This window comes from Micromonospora krabiensis, from assembly GCF_900091425.1.
Taxonomy (GTDB): domain Bacteria; phylum Actinomycetota; class Actinomycetes; order Mycobacteriales; family Micromonosporaceae; genus Micromonospora; species Micromonospora krabiensis.
This window is the reverse complement of record NZ_LT598496.1, coordinates 6,566,878-6,582,503: the sequence shown is the minus strand read 5'-3', so window position 1 is coordinate 6,582,503 and position 15,626 is coordinate 6,566,878. Positions and strand designations below refer to the sequence as shown.

The following is a 15,626-nucleotide window of genomic DNA, read 5'->3' as shown; positions in this document are numbered from 1 at the left end:
CCGGCTACTTCGCAGCCTTGTCCAGCGCCGCGGTGGCCTCCTGCTGGGCGCGCGCCAGCGCCTCGGCGGGCTGCGCCTGGCCGGCGAGCACCCGGTTGACCGCGTCGTACCACGCCTTGTCGAACTCGGCGCCGGCCGGCGAGGCCGGCATGGCGAACGCGACGTCCTGCACCGACCGGATCGTGGCGACGGCGTCGTCGAAGCGCTTGTTGCCGGTCGGCTGGTACAGCTCGTCGAAGATCTTCTTGTCGGCCTCGGCGTTGCCGGTCCACACCCCGGTGAACGGCTGGCCGGCGGCCTTGCGGGCGTCCGCGCGGGCCTTCGCGGCGGCGACCCAGGTGTCGGTGGCGGTCATCTGCTTGGCGAAGGCGCACGCGGCGTCCGGGTTCTTGGCCCCCTTGGTGATCACCCAGGCCTGGCCGGAGGACATGGTGAGGGAGTTGCCCTGCCGGTCCACGAACGGCTTGACCACCAGCTCGGCCTTCGGGCTGTTCTTGGCGGCCTGGTTGAGGAACCACTCCTCCATCGGCCAGGCGACGATCTGGTTCTTCACCAGCGGGTTCTCCGCGCCGAAGAAGTCGAAGGTGTCCCGGAACGACTTGAACTTGCCGAACCCGCCCTGGTCCTGGATGAGCTTCACACCGGTGGCCAGCGCCTCGACGACCTTCGGGTCGGTCAGGTTCGGCTTCGCCCCGTCGGCCGAGATCATGTCGGCGCCGTTGGCCCGGGCCCACATCGGCAGGAACTCCGGGATCTTCGGGTCGATGCCGATCCGCGACAGCCGACCGCCGGAGACCGCGGCCAGCTTCGCGTTGAGCGCCGGCAGGGCGGCCCAGTCGGCGAGGTTCACGTCGTCGGCGGTCAGCCCGGCCTGCCTGAGCAGCGCCTCGTTGAGGTAGAGCACCCGGACGCTGGAGAACTCGGGAATCCCGTAGACCGTGCCGTCCAGGGTGACCTGGTCCTTGGCCGCCGGCCGGTACTGCCCCAGGTCGATGTCCTGCTCGTCGACGCAGTCGGTCAGCGGCTGGATCGAGCCGCGCTTGGCGTACGTGCCGATGAGCTTGCGGTCCATGTACACCAGGTCTGGCGGGTTGCCGGACGCCACGGCGGAGAGGAACTGCTGCTCGTCGAAGGCGCCCTCGGTGATCTTCAGGTTGACGTCCGGGTGGTCGCGTTTGAAGGCGTCGACCCGGGTGGTGGCGATCTCGTCGGACAGGCCGAAGCCCATCGTGCTGAGCGCGCCCTTGGTGGCCGTGCCACCGGTGTCACCGTCGTCGCCGCCGCCGACTCCCCCGCACCCGGCGACGGTCAGAGCGAGCACTCCGGCAAGCGCGGTCGCCCGCAGTTTCCGTGACATGGTTTTCCTCCCCGGACCGCACGAGCCACGATGCCCGCGTGACCTGCACTTCTCCTGCCCGTGAAAGTTTCAAACCTGATGGAGATCGACTTCGGTCACCGGAAGTCCCGGGACGCCGGACTGACCGGTGGTGTGATCGGATCCAGCCGGTCGGCGACGAGGTTGACCACCCCCTCGTTCCGCTCCAACCGGCCCCGGACCACCAGCCCGGTGCTGGTCCGGGCCACCCGCCGGTAGCGCTGCCACAGCCCCGGTGAGCAGGTCACGTTGAGCATGCCGGTCTCGTCCTCCAGGTTGAGGAAGGTGACCCCGCCGGCGGTCGCCGGCCGCTGCCGGTGGGTCACGATGCCGCCGACCCGGATCCGCTGGCCGGCTTCGACCCGGCCCAGCCGGGCGATCGGCAGCGCGCCCACCAGGTCCAACTGGGGACGGATGAACCCGGCCGGATGGCTCTCCGGCGACAGACCGGTCGCCCACACGTCGGCGACCAGCCGGTCCACCGCCTCCATGCCGGGCAGGGTCGGCGGGGCCGCCCCCGTCACCGTGCCCGGCAGCCGGCCCGGCCGGTCCTGGGCCGCCGCGCCGGCGGCCCAGAGCGCCTGCCGCCGGGTCAGCCCGAAACAGGCGAACGCGTCCGCGGTGGCCAGCGCCTCCAACTGCGCGGCGGTGAGACCGACCCGCCGGGCCAGGTCCGGCATGTCACGGTACGGCCCGTGCGCGCTCCGCTCCGCCTCGATCCGCTCGGCCACGTCGTCGCCGAGGGTACGCACGCTGGACAGCCCGAGCCGGACCGCCGGACCGCCCAGCCCCCAGGCGTGCGGCGGCTCGCCCGGCGCACTGCCCCACCGGGTGTCCGGGGTGGACTCCAGCACCGCCGACGCCGCGCTGGCGTTGATGTCCGGCCGGCGCACCTCCACCCCGTGCCGGCGGGCGTCGTCGACCAGGGTCTGCGGCGAGTAGAACCCCATCGGCTGGGCGTTGAGCAGCGCGGCCAGGAACGGCGCCGGGTGGTAGCGCTTGAGCCACGAGCTGGCGTAGACCAGGTAGGCGAAGCTCATCGCGTGGCTCTCTGGGAAGCCGTAGCTGGCGAACGCGGTGAGCTTGCGGTAGACGTCGTCGGCCAGCTCGCCGGTGATGCCCCGCTCCGCCATCCCGGCGTACAGCCGGTCGGCGATCTGCGCCATCCGCTCCACCGAGCGCTTGGCCCCCATCGCCCGACGCAGCTGGTCGGCACCGGCCGCGTCGAAGCCGGCCAGGTCGATGGCGAGCTGCATCAGCTGCTCCTGGAACAGCGGCACGCCGAGGGTCTTCTCCAGCGCGTTGCGCATCAACGGGTGCGCGAAGGTCACCGGTTCCTGGCCGTTCTTGCGCCGGATGTACGGGTGCACCGAGCCGCCCTGGATCGGGCCGGGGCGGATCAGCGCCACCTCGACCACCAGGTCGTAGAACTCGCGGGGCTTGAGCCGGGGCAGGGTGGCCATCTGGGCGCGGCTCTCCACCTGGAACACCCCGACCGAGTCGGCCCGGCAGAGCATGTCGTAGACCTCGGGGTCGTCCAGCGTCATGTCGCCGAGGTCCAGGCTCATCCCGATCATGTCGTACCCGTAGTGCAACGCGGAGAGCATGCCGAGACCGAGCAGGTCGAACTTGACCAGGCCGACGGCGGCGCAGTCGTCCTTGTCCCACTGGAGCACGCTGCGGCCGGGCATCCGCCCCCACTCCACCGGGCAGACCTCGATCACCGGCCGGTCGCAGATCACCATCCCGCCGGAGTGGATGCCCAGGTGCCGGGGGAAGGTCTGCAGCTCGTTGGCGTACTCGACGACCTGCTCGGGGATGTCCGCCACGTCGACCGTGGTGACCGAACCCCACCGGTCGATCTGCTTGCTCCAGGCGTCCTGCTGGCCCGGCGAGTAGCCGAACGCCTTGGCCACGTCCCGCACCGCCGACCGGGGCCGGTAGGAGATGACGTTGGCGACCTGGGCGGTGTGCTCCCGGCCGTAGCGGGCGTAGACGTGCTGGATCACCTCCTCCCGACGGTCGGACTCGATGTCGACGTCGATGTCCGGCGGCCCGTCCCGCTCGGGGGCGAGGAACCGCTCGAAGAGCAGCCGGTGCCGGACCGCGTCGACGTTGGTGATCCGCAGCGCGTAGCAGACCGCCGAGTTCGCCGCCGAGCCCCGCCCCTGGCAGTAGATGTCCTGCTCCCGGCAGAACGCGACGATGTCGTAGACCACCAGGAAGTAGCCGGGGAACCCCAGCTCCTCGATCATGTCCAGCTCGTGGTCGAGCTGCGCGTACGCCGCCGGGTGCGCCTCCCGCGGGCCGTAGCGCTCCCGGGCGCCCTGCGCGGTCAGGTGGCGCAGCCAGCTCATCTCGGTGTGCCCCGGCGGAACCGGGTACGCCGGCAGCTCCGGCGCGACCAGTTGCAGGTCGAAGGCCAGCTCGGCGCCGAACTCGGCGGCCCGGGCCACCGCACCCGGGTAGGCGGCGAACCGGGCCGCCATCTCCGCACCGCTGCGCAGGTGGGCGGTGGCGGCGGCGGGCAGCCAGCCGTCGATCTCGTCCAGGCTGCGCCGGGCCCGGACGGCGGCGACCGTGGTGGCCAGCCGACGCCGCCCCGGGCTCGCGTAGTGCACGTTGTTGGTGGCCACCGTGGGCAGGCCGGCGGCGGCGGCCAGTTCGGCGAGCGCGTCGTTGCGGTCCGCGTCGACGGGGTGGCCGTGGTCGGTGAGCTCCACCGCCACCGTCTCCGCGCCGAAGAGCGCGGTCAGCCGGTCCAGCTCCCGGGCCGCCGCGTCGACGCCCTCGGTGAGCAGCGCTCCCGGCACGTGCCCCTTGCGGCAGCCGGTGAGCACCAGGACGTGGTCGCGCAGCTCGGCGGCGACCTCCTCCAGGTCCCCGTAGACCGGTCGGCCCTTCTCGCCGCCGCGCAACTGGGCGCGGGAGATGGTGCTGGCCAGCCGGGCGTACCCCTCGTGGCCGTGCGCGAGCACCAGCAGGTGCGCGCCGAGCGGGTCCGGTTCGCCGTTCTGCGGACCGGGCAGCCCGAGGGAGAGTTCGGCGCCGAAGATCGTCGGCAGGTGCAACGCGCGGGCCGCCTCGGCGAAGCGCACCACACCGTAGAAGCCGTCGTGGTCGGTGACGGCGAGCGCGGTGAGCCCCAGCCGGGCCGCCTCCTCGGCCAGCTCCTCCGGGTGGCTCGCCCCGTCGAGGAAGCTGAAGTTGGTGTGCGCGTGCAGCTCCGCGTACGGGACGGCGCCCTCGGGGCGGACCACCGCCGGCGCCTGGTACTGCTCGCGCCGGCGGCTCCAGGCGGGGCCGTCCCCGCCGTCGGCGTCCTCGGCGAGCGGGTCCACCACGTGCAGGTGCCGCTGCTCGCGCGACCGGCCCTGACCGGATCGGCCGTCGGGACGGCCGGAGAGCACCCGCTCCAGCTCCGACCAGGGCATCTTGGGGTTGTGAAAGCTCATCCCGCCGCCCCCGCTGGTCGCGTGGCGCGGGTGGCCCGCGCCGACGTGATCGGGTCAGTCATAGATCGCCTCCACCAGCCACCGCCCGGCCTCGACGGCGAGCAGCAGGGCGGCGCCGTCGGCGAGGCTGACCTGGAACCGGGCCCGGCGGCGGGCCTCGGCCGGCGCCCACCACCGCTCGTCGACCGGCCACGGCCCGGTCCAGCCGACGATCTCGGTCGGTGGCGCCGTGCCCACGGTGAGCCGGGCCGGCGCCGCGCTCACCGCCAGGCGCGCGCTGACCACGACCGGCTCGCCGTCGGCGTCGTGCACGGTGGCGGCCAGTGGGCTGGGCAGCACCACGGCCGGCGCGGGCGGCGGAAGCCGACCGGGCCAGGGCGGGGCTGCCCCACCACGACCGGCGCCGGCGGCCCCGGACGAGGCACTCCCACCGCCGCGCCGGCGACCGGCAGCCCGGCCGTCCGCGACCTCGCCGCCACCGGCCGCGGTGGTGTCCCGTGCGACCGGCAACGGTGGCGGGCCGGGGCGGGCGGGCAGCCGCTCGTCACCCCAGGGCACCAGGCGCACCTCGTCGGCCGGGGACCGGCCGCCGCCGAGCACCGCGGTGAGCACCGCCTCCGGGCCGAGGATGCCCTGCACCCGGCTCAACGCCCGGTGCGCCCGCTCCCGCTCCTCGCCGGTCTCCCCCCACAGGCCGGCCTGCAGACCGGCCTGGGCGATCACCCCGTCGGGGACCAGCCGCAGCCGGATGATGCCGGACGTCGGCCGGGCCGGGCCGCCCCCGCCGCGCCGGCTGCTGCCGGTGAGCCAGCCGTCGAGCTGCCAGCGGACCCGGTCGGCGATGGCCGCCGCGGTGAGCAGGCCGTCGTGCCGCCAGACCCGGTGCAGCTCCTGGCCGTGCGCGGTGACCGCCTCGATGCCGAGCCGGGTGCAGGCCAGGCCGTGCCCGGCGAGCCGGTCGTGCAACTGCTCGGCCAGCGCCCGGGCCGCGAACGCCGCCGCGTCGACCCGGTCGATCGGCTCGTCGTACTCGGCGGTCACCGTCAGGTCGGCCGGGGGCTGACGGACGGCGAGCGGACGGTGGTCCCGCCCGGCGGCCAGCCGGTGGGCCAGCGCGCCGTCGAACCCGAACCGGGCCAGCACGTCACCGGCGGGCAGCGCGGCGAAGTCGCCGAGGCTACGCACCCCGAGACGGCGCAGCAGGTCGGCCAGCGCCGGGCGGCCCAACGCCTCGACCGGCAGCCCGGCGAGGAACTCCGGGGTCTCCCCGGGCGGGACGATCCGGCCGGTGCGGGCGGCCAGCCCGGCGGCGAAGACCCCGTCGGCGATCCCGACCTGGCTCTCCACCACGCAGGCCTGGGCGACGTGTTCGACGATCCGTTCGGCGGCCGCCTCCTCACCGCCGAAGTAGCGGCTCGGCCCCCGGGCGGTGAGCGCGCACGCGCCGGGGCGTACCACCTCGACGCCGGCGACCAGCTCCTCCACGGCCGCGACCACCGGCTCGAACGCCCGGGCGTCCCGCCCCGGGTCGTAGTCGACCACGGTCAACTGGGGGCAGCGGCCCTGCGCCTCCCGTTTGCGCAGGCCACGCCGCACCCCCTCGGCCCGGGCGCGCTCGGAGCAGGCCACCACCCGGTTGGCGTGCAGGACGGCGACCGGGCCGGTGGCGGGCACCCCGTCGACGATCTCGGCGGCGAGCACGGGCCAGTCGGGGCACCAGAGCAGCAGGGTGCGGACGGGTGCGTCGCTCATGCCGTGCCGATCACCGTGAGCGCGCCACGGCGCGACGCGCCGGCGGAGGCGCGGTCGGTCGAGGCGACCGGGTGCAGCCGGCCGGTGGACGGACGCCCGGCGGTGGGCGGCACGGCGCGGGGGATGACGCGGGTCAACTCGTCGCCGGGCAACCAGACCTTGATCTCCTTGGGCCGGGCGGCCGCCCCCCGTCCGCGCGCCGAGACGGTGACCTCCCGGCGCCGCAGCCGGCCCCGGCCCGACCCGAGCCCCTCCCAGACCCCACGGACCACCTGCAACGTCACGTCCGCGCCGTCCCACCGGCCGTACGGGACGAGCACACTGCCCCGCTGCCGGGCCCGGGCGGCGAGCCGGTTGGCGACCGAGGCGGAGACCGTGGCCGGCACGGCGGTCACCACGACGTCCACCCCGTCGATGAGCGCGGCGACGACGGTGGCCCAGTCGGGGCCGGGATTGGGCACCAGGGCGAGCCGGTCCAGCGCGATCCCGATCTCGGCGGCCGCGCCCGCGCCGAAGGTCGGCACCCCCACCACGGCGCACCACGAGCCGGCCCGGGACGCCTCGGCGAGCAGCGCCAGCACCAGCGAGGTGCCACCGCTGCGCCGCGGCTGCCCGGTGGCGACCGCGATCGTGCTGCCGCGCCGCAGGCCCCGGTTGGGCAGCAGCCCGGTCAGCTCGGGAGCCACCGGCAGCATCCGGTGGCCGCCCGCGGGATCCGGCGCGCTCGCCGGACGGACCAGACCCGCCAGCGCGGCGGAACCGACCACCATCCGGCCCGCCATCGGACCAACCCCCCGTCGTGTTGCTGTTGGATCAGGTGTTGCGGCGACCGGTGCCGTGCCGGCGGCACGGTCACGAGGACGGCGTGGACGGACTTCCCCGGCCCCACGTCACCCTCGTGACCGGCGTCGACCCGGCTCCGGCCGGTCGGACGTGGCGTCAGGCGGCGAGACCGTCCAGCGCCGGTTGGTGGACCACCCCGAGCGCCGTCTCCACCACCGAGACGAACTGCTCGGCCGCGCGGAGCAGGTCGTCGGCCTCCCGGGCGCTGACCACCCGGGGGATGCCGGCTTCGGCGGCGGCCCGTTTGCCGGCGCCGGCGGCGAAGTAGCGCGCCCACTCGTCGAGCTCGGGGGCGACGGCGGTGAGCAGGACCCAGACGCTGGTGATCCGGTTGCGCCGGGCGGGCGCGGGGCGGGCCCGCGCGGCGAGCAGGGCCGCGGCCGCGCGCAGGGCGGCCAGGTGGGCGGCCGCGTAGCGGAGACCGTCGGGACGGGTCTGGCCGGCCTCGGTCAGCCCCTGCCGGGCCACCGCGAGCAACTGTGCGGGGGTGCGGTGCGGCAGCACGTGCGCGGGCACCGTCGGTGGCTGAGCCGGGTTGGTCGGCATGGAACTGTCTCCTCCACTGGCCGAGGCGACCGACCGGCGGCGGAAGGAGCCACCGGCGGAGGCCGGGTCGGGTGGTGCGGAGGAAGACGCACCGTGTGGGGCCGGCCGGGTGTGGACGCTTCCCCACACCACACCCGGCCGGCGTACCGGCGGGTTCGTCGTCCGCCGCCCGGGGGTCGTGGGCGGCGGACGACGCTCCTGCCTGACGGGACCGGGCTCGCGACTGCCCGGAACCCAGGTGCGGCCCGCGGTGCCGCACCGCCCGGAGCCGCGCCGCGAAACGCCGCTCTCTGGGCTTGGTTGGAACGAACGTTCGAGGCAATCGAACACTCGTTCTAACTACTGCTGACAGTACACCTCCCCTACGACGAAAACGCAACGTGTGACGCGCCGCTCCCGCCGAGCCTCCGGGAGCGGTCGGGACACGGCGTGGCCGGGGCGGCCCGGGCGGGGGCGGACCGGAGAGAATGGCGGGATGCAGCCACACCCGAACGTACGGGCGGTCCAGGACGCGCTGGCCGGCGCGGACGCGCGGGACGCCTCCGGCGCGCCCGCCACCGTCCGCCTGCTCCCCGACGCCGTCCACACCGCCGCGGCGGCGGCCGAGGCGCTCGGCGTACGAGTCGGCCAGATCGCCAACTCGCTCGTCTTCGAGGCCGACGGCGCCCCACTGCTCGTGCTCACCTCCGGCGCCCACCGGGTGGACGTCGCCGAGCTGGCCGCGTCCATCGGGGTGACCACGCTGCGCCGGGCCACCCCCGAGTTCGTCCGGGAGCACACCGGGCAGCCGATCGGCGGCGTCGCCCCGCTCGGGCACCCGCGACCGCTGCGCACCCTGGTGGACCTCGCGCTGGCCGAGCACCACGAGGTCTGGGCCGCCGGCGGGGTGCCCCGCGCGGTGTTCCCGACCACCTACAACGAGCTGCTCCGGATCACCGCCGGCACCCCGGCCGAGGTGGCGTGACCGTCCCCGAGCTGGTCACCCTGCACGTGTGGCGGACCACGCCGGCCGCGCTGCCCCGGGCGCTGACCCGGATGGCGCTCGACCCACGCCGGCTGCGGGCCACCCCGGGCGTACGGTTCGGCAAGCTGCTCGGCACCGGGACCGGCACCGGCTTCGGGCCGGGCGACGCCGACCCGACCCGGTGGGCGGCGCTGACCGTCTGGGACTCCCCCGCCGCGGCGGACGGCTTCGACGGCTCACCGGTGGGCCGGGCCTGGGCGCGGATCGCCCGATCCGCCGTCCGGGTCGATCTGCGCCCGCTGACCAGCCGGGGTGAGTGGTCCCGGCGCCGCCCGTTCGGCGAGCCGTCCGGCGGGCCGGTCACCGGCCCGGTGCTCGCGTTGACCCGGGCCCGGTTGCGGGCCCGTCGTGCGGCCACCTTCTGGCGGGCGGTCCCGCCGGTGGCCGCCGCCCTGCGCGACGCCCCCGGCCTGCTCGCCCGCTTCGGTGTCGGCGAGGCGCCGCTGGGCTGGCAGGGCACGGTCAGCGTGTGGCGGGACCCGGCGGACCTCGTCGCGTTCGCGTACCGTCACCCGGAGCACCGCGCGGCGATCACCCGCACCCCCACCGAGGGCTGGTACGCCGAGGAGCTCTTCGCGCGGTTCCAGGTGCGCGACGTGGTCGGTGACCGCACGGTGCTGGGTTGGCACGACAACCACGACAACGTGGACGACAGAGGTGGATGGGCATGAGGTTGGTGCGGTGGACCCCGGACGATCTCGTCCGACGGCTGGACGACGTGGTGGCCGTCTACGGCGAGGCGATGGGTTACCGGACCGACCTGCTGGAGGCCCGGCGCGGCTACATGGCCACCCACGTCCGCCGGCCCGGGTTCCGCGCGGTCGCCAGCCTGACCAGTGAGGGCCACCTCGCCGGGTTCGGCTACGGCTACCTCGGCGCGGCCGGGCAGTGGTGGCACGACCAGGTGCTGCGGGCGCTGGACCCGGCGGCCCGGCAACGCTGGCTGACCCACTGCTTCGAGGTGGTCGAGCTACACGTCCGGCCGGCCGCGCAGGGGCACGGCCTGGGTGCCGGGCAGCTGCGCGCGCTGCTCACCCTGGCCGAGGGGACCACCACCCTGCTCTCCACGCCGGAGGCCGACGAGCAGACGTCCCGGGCCTGGCGGCTCTACCGGCGCTTCGGCTTCACCGACGTGCTGCGCGACTTCCACTTCCCGGGCGACGAGCGCGCGTTCGGGGTGCTCGGCCGGGACCTGCCGCTCGACCACCCCGCCGCATGACCCGACGGCTGCCCTGGGCGCTGCTGGCCGTCCTGGTCGCGGCCCAGATCTGCTACCCGCTGACCGGGGGGCCGACCCGGGCCCGGCTGACCGTGGCCACCGTCGTCCTCGGCTACCTGCTCTCGGTCTGCCACGCCCTGCTCAGCCGGGGCCCCCGGGTCGCGGCGGCGCTGGTCGCGGTGGCCACCGGCGGCGGGTTCGCCGTGGAGGCGGTCGGGGTGGCCACCGGCGTGCCGTTCGGCAGCTACGACTACTCCGGTGAGCTGGGCCCGAAGCTGGCCGGCGTACCACTGATCATCCCGCTGGCCTGGACCTGGATGGCCTGGCCGGCCTGGCTGGCGGCGGTGCGGCTGACCACGCCGGCCACCGTGTCGCCCACCGACCCACCGGCGCCGGCCGGCGCCGGGCTCCGGGTCGGGCGGATCGCGCTGGCCGCGGTGGGACTGGCCACCTGGGACCTCTTCCTCGACCCGCAGATGGTGGCCGAGGGCTACTGGCGCTGGCTCGACGCCACCCCCGCCCTGCCCGGGCTGCCCGGCGTCCCGGTCAGCAACTACCTGGGCTGGCTGCTCTTCGCGCTGCTGCTGGCGAGCGCGCTGCGACCCCTCGCCGGGCCGCCCGTCGCGGTCACCGACGGGCGGGACGCGCCGTTGGTCGCGCTCTACCTCTGGACGTACGCCTCCAGCGTGCTGGCCCACGCGGTCTTCCTCGACCTGCCCGCCTCGGCGCTCTGGGGCGCGGTCGGCATGGGCGCGACGGCCGTACCGCTGGCGGTGGCGCTGCTGCGCGCCCGCCGGCACCGCGACGAGCAACGGCCACCACGGACGGCCCGACGCCCCGGCGTCGACGCGACCGCATGACCGCGCTGCTCGCGCTGCTGCTCGGCGTCGCCGTGCTGACCGGGCACACCCTGATCAACGCCACCCGCTGGCTGCGCCGGCCGCACCGACCGCCGGCCGAGGTGACCGAGCCGGTCGCGGTGCTGCTGCCGCTGCGCGACGAGGCGGAACGGGTCGCTCCCTGCCTGCGGGCGCTGCTCGACCAGCGGGGCGTGCCCGGCCTTCGGGTGGTGGTGCTCGACGACGGTTCCACCGACGGCACCGCGGACGTCGTCCGCGCCGTCGCCGGCGACGACCCGCGGGTCACGCTGCTCACCGGGGCCACCCCACCGGCGGGCTGGCTCGGCAAGCCGTACGCCTGCTGGCAGCTCGCCACTCGGGCGGACCCGGCGGCGACCGCGCTGGTCTTCGTCGACGCCGACGTGGTGCTCGAACCCGACGCCGTCGCGGCGGCGGTGACCGAACTGCGCGCGGCGGGCGTGACGCTGCTGTCGCCGTACCCCCGGATCGTGACGGCGACGGCGGCCGACCGGCTGGTCCAGCCGCTGCTGCAGTGGCTGTGGCTGACCTTCCTGCCGCTGGCGGCGATGGAGCGCTCGCGCCGCCCCTCGCTGGCCGCGGCCGGTGGGCAGTTCCTGGCGCTGGACCGGGCCGGCTACCTGCGGGCGGGTGGGCACGCGGCGGTCGCCGACCGGGTGCTGGAGGACATCGAGCTGGCCCGGGCGGTCAAGCGCGCGGGCGGGCGGATCGCCCTGGCCGACGGTTCCCGGCTGGCCGCCTGCCGCATGTACGAGAACTGGCCGCAGCTGCGCGACGGCTACACGAAGTCGCTCTGGGCCACGTTCGGGCACCCGGGCGCGGCGGCGGCCGTGGTGGGCCTGCTGCTCCTGCTCTACACCGCGCCGCCGCTGCTGGCGGTGGGCGCGCTCGCGGCCGGGGCGCCGGGGGCGGCGCTGGTGGCCGCGGGCGCCTACCTGCTCGGGGTGGCGGGGCGGGTGGTCACCGCGCGCGCCACCGGCGGCCGGTGGTGGCCCGACGCGCTGACACACCCCGTGTCGGTCGTGGTCCTCGGTTGGCTGACCCTGCGGTCGTACCATCTGCGCAAGCGGCGGCGCCTGTTCTGGCGTGGGCGCCCGGTCAGCTAGGAGGCGCGGGATGGCACGGATCGTGGTCGTCGGCGCCGGAGTGGGCGGCCTGGCCACCGCCGCCCGACTGGCCGCCACCGGGCACGAGGTGACCGTCTTCGAGCGGGCCGAGACGGTCGGCGGCAAGCTGGGCCGGCACCTGCGGGACACCCCGGCCGGTACCTTCCACTTCGACACCGGGCCGAGCCTGCTCACCCTCCCCGACGTCTTCACCGACCTGTTCGAGGCGACCGGGGCGAAGCTCGACGAATACCTGGACCTGACCCGGCTCGACCCGATCGTCCGGCACGTGTTCACCGACGGGTCGACCCTGGACTCCTGCGCCGACCCGACCGAGTTCGCCGCACGGATCGGCGCCACCCTCGGCGACCGGGCGGCGGCCGACTGGCAGCGGCTGTGGCGCCGCGCCGCCCGGGTCTGGGCCGCCTCGTCCCGGGACGTGCTGCGCCGCCCCGTCGACTCGCCCCGGGACCTCGCCGCGCTGGCCTGGCGGCTGGGCGACCTGGCCGCCATCGGTCCCGGCCGCTCGCTGCGCGGCCTGGGCCGCCACCACCTCGGCGACCCGCGGCTGCGGATGCTCCTCGACCGGTACGCCACCTACACCGGCGCCGACCCGCGCCGGGCGCCGGCCGCGCTGGTCGCCGTCCCCTACGCCGAACTGGCGTTCGGCGGCTGGTACCTGCGGGGCGGGCTGGGCACCCTCGCCGACGCGCTGCTGTCGCGCTGCCTGGACCTCGGCGTGGTCGTGCAGACCGGCGCCACGGTCGCCCGGATCGACGCGGCGGGCGGGCGGGTCCACGGCGTACGTCTCGACGGCGTCGCCGCGCCCGTCCCGGCCGACGTGGTGGTGGCCAACTGCGACGCGCTCACCCTCTACCGCGACCTGCTGCCCAGCCCGCGCCGGCTGGCCGCGCTCACCGACCGCAGCCTGGCCGGCTTCGTGCTGCTGCTCGGGGTGACCGGCTCCTCCGGGCTCGCCCACCACAACGTCTTCTTCCCGACCGACTACGACGCCGAGTTCGACGCGGTCTTCGGCGACCCCGGCCGCGGCGTACGGGCCCGCCCGGCTCCCGACCCGACGGTCTTCGTCACCGTCGCCGACGACCCGCTGGTCCGCCCCGCCGGGCACGAGGCCTGGTTCGTGCTGGTCAACGCCGCCCGCCAGGGCACCGCCACCAGTGCGGTCGACTGGCGGCGGCCCGGCCTCGCGGAGGCGTACGCCGACCGGATTCTCGACGTGCTCGCCGCGCGGGGCGTCGACGTCCGCGACCGGCTGCTGTTCCGGGAGATCCGCACCCCGGCCGACCTGGACGACGCGACCGGCGCCCCGGGCGGGACGATCTACGGCACGGCGGGCGGTCTGCTCCGGCCGGCCAACCGGGGTCCGGTGCGCGGGCTGTGGCTGGTCGGCGGCTCCGGCCACCCGGGCGGTGGCCTGCCCATGGTCACCCTCTCCGCACAGATCGTCGCCACCGACATCGGCCCCGCCTAGCCCGCTCTCGGCTCCCCGTCCAGCTTCCGCGATCGTGCAGTTCCGGCCCTCGGGCAGATCGATCTGTCCGGAATGCCGGGGCGGAAAGTGCGCGATCGCCGGGCCGAGAGGGTGGGGACGGGGGCCGGGGGTCAGCCGGCTTGGAGGAGGGCCCGGCGGACGGCCGACAGGAGCTGGCCCAGGCCGAAGCCGGCGAGCAGCACCCACACCGCGGTCGCCATGGTGATGGTGCCCGCGGCGAGGTCGGGCTGGATCAGACCGGCCAGCCCGGCCACCAGCAACCCGCCCAGGGCGACCGAGACCCGGGTCGGCCGCTCCCCCACGGTCACCGCGCCGATCTGCCGCATGCCCGCGGAGACCGCCCGGGCGCGGACGTACTCGTGCAGCCAGGAGAGCGCCCCGGCCGCCACCACCAGGGCGCCCGGCGCCCCCACCAGCCAGAACGCGACCAGCCAGGCGACCTCACCGAGCCGGTCGGCGACCGAGTCGTAGACGTAGCCGAGTCGGCTGGTACGGCCGGTGGCCACCGCCACCGCGCCGTCGACGCTGTCCGCCACCCCCGCCAGCAGCACGAACAGCGCCCCGAGGAAGGGGCCGTCGCCCGGCTGCGCGGCGAACACCGGCACGCACACGCACAGCAGCACGCCGACCACCGTCACGGGGGTCGGGCCGACCCGCAGCCGGCCCAGCACGTACCCCACGTGGTAGGCGAACCGCAGCCAGCCGCGTACCGCGGGTGCGGCCGACCGGGGGTCGAAGCCTCCGTGCAGCCGTGCCCACGCCGTGGCGTACTCGTCCCACTTCAGGAGTGTGCCCACCACTGATCAACCGTCGCGACGGCGATCAGGTGTCGCGAGGGTCGCGCTCACGCCCGGACGTCCACGCTGAGGTTCTGCCAGACCTCGCGCGTCGCGGTGGAGCGGTTGAGGGTGATGAAGTGGATCCCCGGCACACCCTCGTCGAGCAGCCGGCGGCACATCTCGCTGGCCTGCTCGATGCCGAGCCGACGGACGGCCTCGGGGTCGTCGGCGACCTTCGCGAACCGTTCGGCCAGCGCGGGCGGGAAGGGCGCACCGGAGAGCTGCACCGACCGCTCGATGGTGCCCATCTGGGTCACCGGCATCACCCCGGCGAGGATCGGGGTGTCGCAGCCGGCCGCCGCAACCCGGTCGCGCAGCCGCAGGTAGTCGTCGGCGTCGAAGAACATCTGGGTGATCGCGAACGCGGCACCGGCCTGGCACTTCCGGACGAAGTGCGCGGTGTCGCTGGCCACGTCGGGCGAGCGCGGGTGCTTGTAGGGGAACGCGGCCACGCCCACGCTGAAGTCGCCCGCGTCGCGTACCAACCGGACCAGGTCCTCGGCGTAGCGCACGCCCTCCGGGTGGGCGACCCACTCGCCGCCCGGGTTGCCCGGCGGGTCCCCGCGCACGGCCAGCACGTTGCGCACCCCCACTCCCGCCAGCCGGCCGATCACGTGCCGCAGCTCGGCCACGGAGTGGTCGACGGCGGTGAGGTGGGCCATCGGCAGCAGGGTGGTCTCGGTGGCGATCCGCTCGGTGACCGCGACGGTGGTGTCGCGGGTCGAGCCGCCCGCGCCGTAGGTGATCGAGACGAAGGACGGCCGCAGCGACTCCAGCTCGCGGATCGCCTGCCAGAGCAGGCGCTCACCCTGCGGGGTCTTCGGGGGGAAGAACTCGAATGAGAAGGTCGGCTGCCGCTCACGGATCAGCTCCCCGATGGCCGGCTGCGGATTGGGGAGGACCGAGGGGAGACCGAGCGCCACGCCCCGACTCTAGCGGGCGACACCCGCCGCCCCCACGACCTTTCCACATGGCGGTGGGTCGGGGAAAGCGTCGTACCCCCGGGATAGACAGGGACCGTGCGGGTGGGGCCGGCCGGGGACCGGTCCTCGCGGGGGCCGCGCGGGGGTCGCCAC

Annotated in this window: 13 protein-coding genes; 6 read left to right on the top strand and 7 right to left on the bottom strand. The window is 75.5% G+C overall.

All coding sequences use genetic code 11. From position 1 onward, the window contains the following. Nucleotides 1–4: 4 nt before the first annotated feature. The 5 genes from GA0070620_RS30310 to GA0070620_RS30290 all read right to left on the bottom strand — a co-directional run bounded on the left by GA0070620_RS30310 (nt 5) and on the right by GA0070620_RS30290 (nt 7,971). On the bottom strand, nt 5–1,357 hold the full coding sequence (locus GA0070620_RS30310) for an extracellular solute-binding protein (RefSeq protein ID WP_091596646.1): 1,353 nt from the start codon (nt 1,355–1,357) through the stop codon (nt 5–7). Nucleotides 1,358–1,452: 95 nt separating this feature from the next. Beyond that, nucleotides 1,453–4,830, bottom strand: coding sequence for an error-prone DNA polymerase (locus GA0070620_RS30305; protein WP_091596644.1), 3,378 nt, complete (start codon nt 4,828–4,830; stop codon nt 1,453–1,455). 54 nt (nt 4,831–4,884) lie between these two features. Then, entirely contained in the window at nt 4,885–6,582 is a 1,698-nt protein-coding gene (locus GA0070620_RS30300) for a DNA polymerase Y family protein (protein ID WP_091596642.1), read from the bottom strand. Next, nucleotides 6,579–7,364 carry a hypothetical protein gene (locus GA0070620_RS30295; RefSeq protein WP_091596639.1) on the bottom strand — a complete coding sequence of 262 codons (786 nt, stop codon included), beginning with the start codon at nt 7,362–7,364 and terminating at the stop codon, nt 6,579–6,581. The genes GA0070620_RS30300 and GA0070620_RS30295 overlap by 4 nt, the downstream gene beginning before the upstream one ends. Nucleotides 7,365–7,521: 157 nt before the next feature. Next, a complete protein-coding gene (locus tag GA0070620_RS30290; RefSeq protein WP_091596636.1) occupies nt 7,522–7,971 on the bottom strand; it encodes an SAV_6107 family HEPN domain-containing protein in 450 nt (149 codons plus the stop codon). Nucleotides 7,972–8,446: 475 nt separating this feature from the next. Here GA0070620_RS30290 and GA0070620_RS30285 point away from each other — a divergent pair, with 475 nt between their 5' ends. The 6 genes from GA0070620_RS30285 to GA0070620_RS30260 are packed head-to-tail and all read left to right on the top strand — an operon-like array spanning nt 8,447 to nt 13,690. Continuing rightward, entirely contained in the window at nt 8,447–8,935 is a 489-nt protein-coding gene (locus tag GA0070620_RS30285) for a YbaK/EbsC family protein (protein ID WP_091596633.1), read from the top strand. Further along, nucleotides 8,932–9,666: a monooxygenase gene (locus GA0070620_RS30280; protein WP_091596630.1), complete on the top strand. Its 735-nt coding sequence runs from the start codon at nt 8,932–8,934 to the stop codon at nt 9,664–9,666. Before GA0070620_RS30285 ends, GA0070620_RS30280 begins: the two co-directional genes overlap by 4 nt. Continuing rightward, nucleotides 9,663–10,214 carry a GNAT family N-acetyltransferase gene (locus GA0070620_RS30275; protein ID WP_091599635.1) on the top strand — a complete coding sequence of 184 codons (552 nt, stop codon included), beginning with the start codon at nt 9,663–9,665 and terminating at the stop codon, nt 10,212–10,214. The genes GA0070620_RS30280 and GA0070620_RS30275 overlap by 4 nt, the downstream gene beginning before the upstream one ends. Next, a complete protein-coding gene (locus GA0070620_RS30270) occupies nt 10,211–11,074 on the top strand; it encodes a carotenoid biosynthesis protein (protein ID WP_091596627.1) in 864 nt (287 codons plus the stop codon). The genes GA0070620_RS30275 and GA0070620_RS30270 overlap by 4 nt, the downstream gene beginning before the upstream one ends. Further along, a complete protein-coding gene (locus GA0070620_RS30265; protein WP_091596623.1) occupies nt 11,071–12,198 on the top strand; it encodes a glycosyltransferase in 1,128 nt (375 codons plus the stop codon). The genes GA0070620_RS30270 and GA0070620_RS30265 overlap by 4 nt, the downstream gene beginning before the upstream one ends. Before the next feature lie 10 nt (nt 12,199–12,208). After that, entirely contained in the window at nt 12,209–13,690 is a 1,482-nt protein-coding gene (locus tag GA0070620_RS30260) for a phytoene desaturase family protein (protein WP_091596620.1), read from the top strand. A gap of 131 nt (nt 13,691–13,821) precedes the next feature. On the opposite strand, the gene GA0070620_RS30255 is transcribed toward GA0070620_RS30260, so the two are convergent. Beyond that, nucleotides 13,822–14,511 (bottom strand): CDP-alcohol phosphatidyltransferase family protein, encoded by a 690-nt coding sequence (locus GA0070620_RS30255; protein ID WP_091596617.1) that lies wholly within the window; start codon nt 14,509–14,511, stop codon nt 13,822–13,824. A gap of 44 nt (nt 14,512–14,555) precedes the next feature. Next, the gene (gene metF, locus GA0070620_RS30250) at nt 14,556–15,473 is read right to left on the bottom strand and encodes a methylenetetrahydrofolate reductase [NAD(P)H] (RefSeq protein WP_091596614.1); all 918 of its coding nucleotides are present in this window, start codon (nt 15,471–15,473) and stop codon (nt 14,556–14,558) included. Nucleotides 15,474–15,626: the final 153 nt, after the last annotated feature.

Excerpts from the sequence above, each read along its gene's own strand:
- GA0070620_RS30290 (WP_091596636.1), bottom strand. The coding sequence starts at position 7,971 with ATGCCGACCAACCCGGCTCAGCCACCGACGGTGCCCGCGCACGTGCTG.
- GA0070620_RS30285 (WP_091596633.1), top strand. The coding sequence starts at position 8,447 with ATGCAGCCACACCCGAACGTACGGGCGGTCCAGGACGCGCTGGCCGGC.
- GA0070620_RS30310 (WP_091596646.1), bottom strand. The coding sequence starts at position 1,357 with ATGTCACGGAAACTGCGGGCGACCGCGCTTGCCGGAGTGCTCGCTCTG.
- GA0070620_RS30275 (WP_091599635.1), top strand. The coding sequence starts at position 9,663 with ATGAGGTTGGTGCGGTGGACCCCGGACGATCTCGTCCGACGGCTGGAC.
- GA0070620_RS30265 (WP_091596623.1), top strand. The coding sequence starts at position 11,071 with ATGACCGCGCTGCTCGCGCTGCTGCTCGGCGTCGCCGTGCTGACCGGG.
- GA0070620_RS30300 (WP_091596642.1), bottom strand. The coding sequence starts at position 6,582 with ATGAGCGACGCACCCGTCCGCACCCTGCTGCTCTGGTGCCCCGACTGG.
- GA0070620_RS30305 (WP_091596644.1), bottom strand. The coding sequence starts at position 4,830 with ATGAGCTTTCACAACCCCAAGATGCCCTGGTCGGAGCTGGAGCGGGTG.
- GA0070620_RS30260 (WP_091596620.1), top strand. The coding sequence starts at position 12,209 with ATGGCACGGATCGTGGTCGTCGGCGCCGGAGTGGGCGGCCTGGCCACC.
- GA0070620_RS30270 (WP_091596627.1), top strand. The coding sequence starts at position 10,211 with ATGACCCGACGGCTGCCCTGGGCGCTGCTGGCCGTCCTGGTCGCGGCC.
- GA0070620_RS30295 (WP_091596639.1), bottom strand. The coding sequence starts at position 7,364 with ATGGCGGGCCGGATGGTGGTCGGTTCCGCCGCGCTGGCGGGTCTGGTC.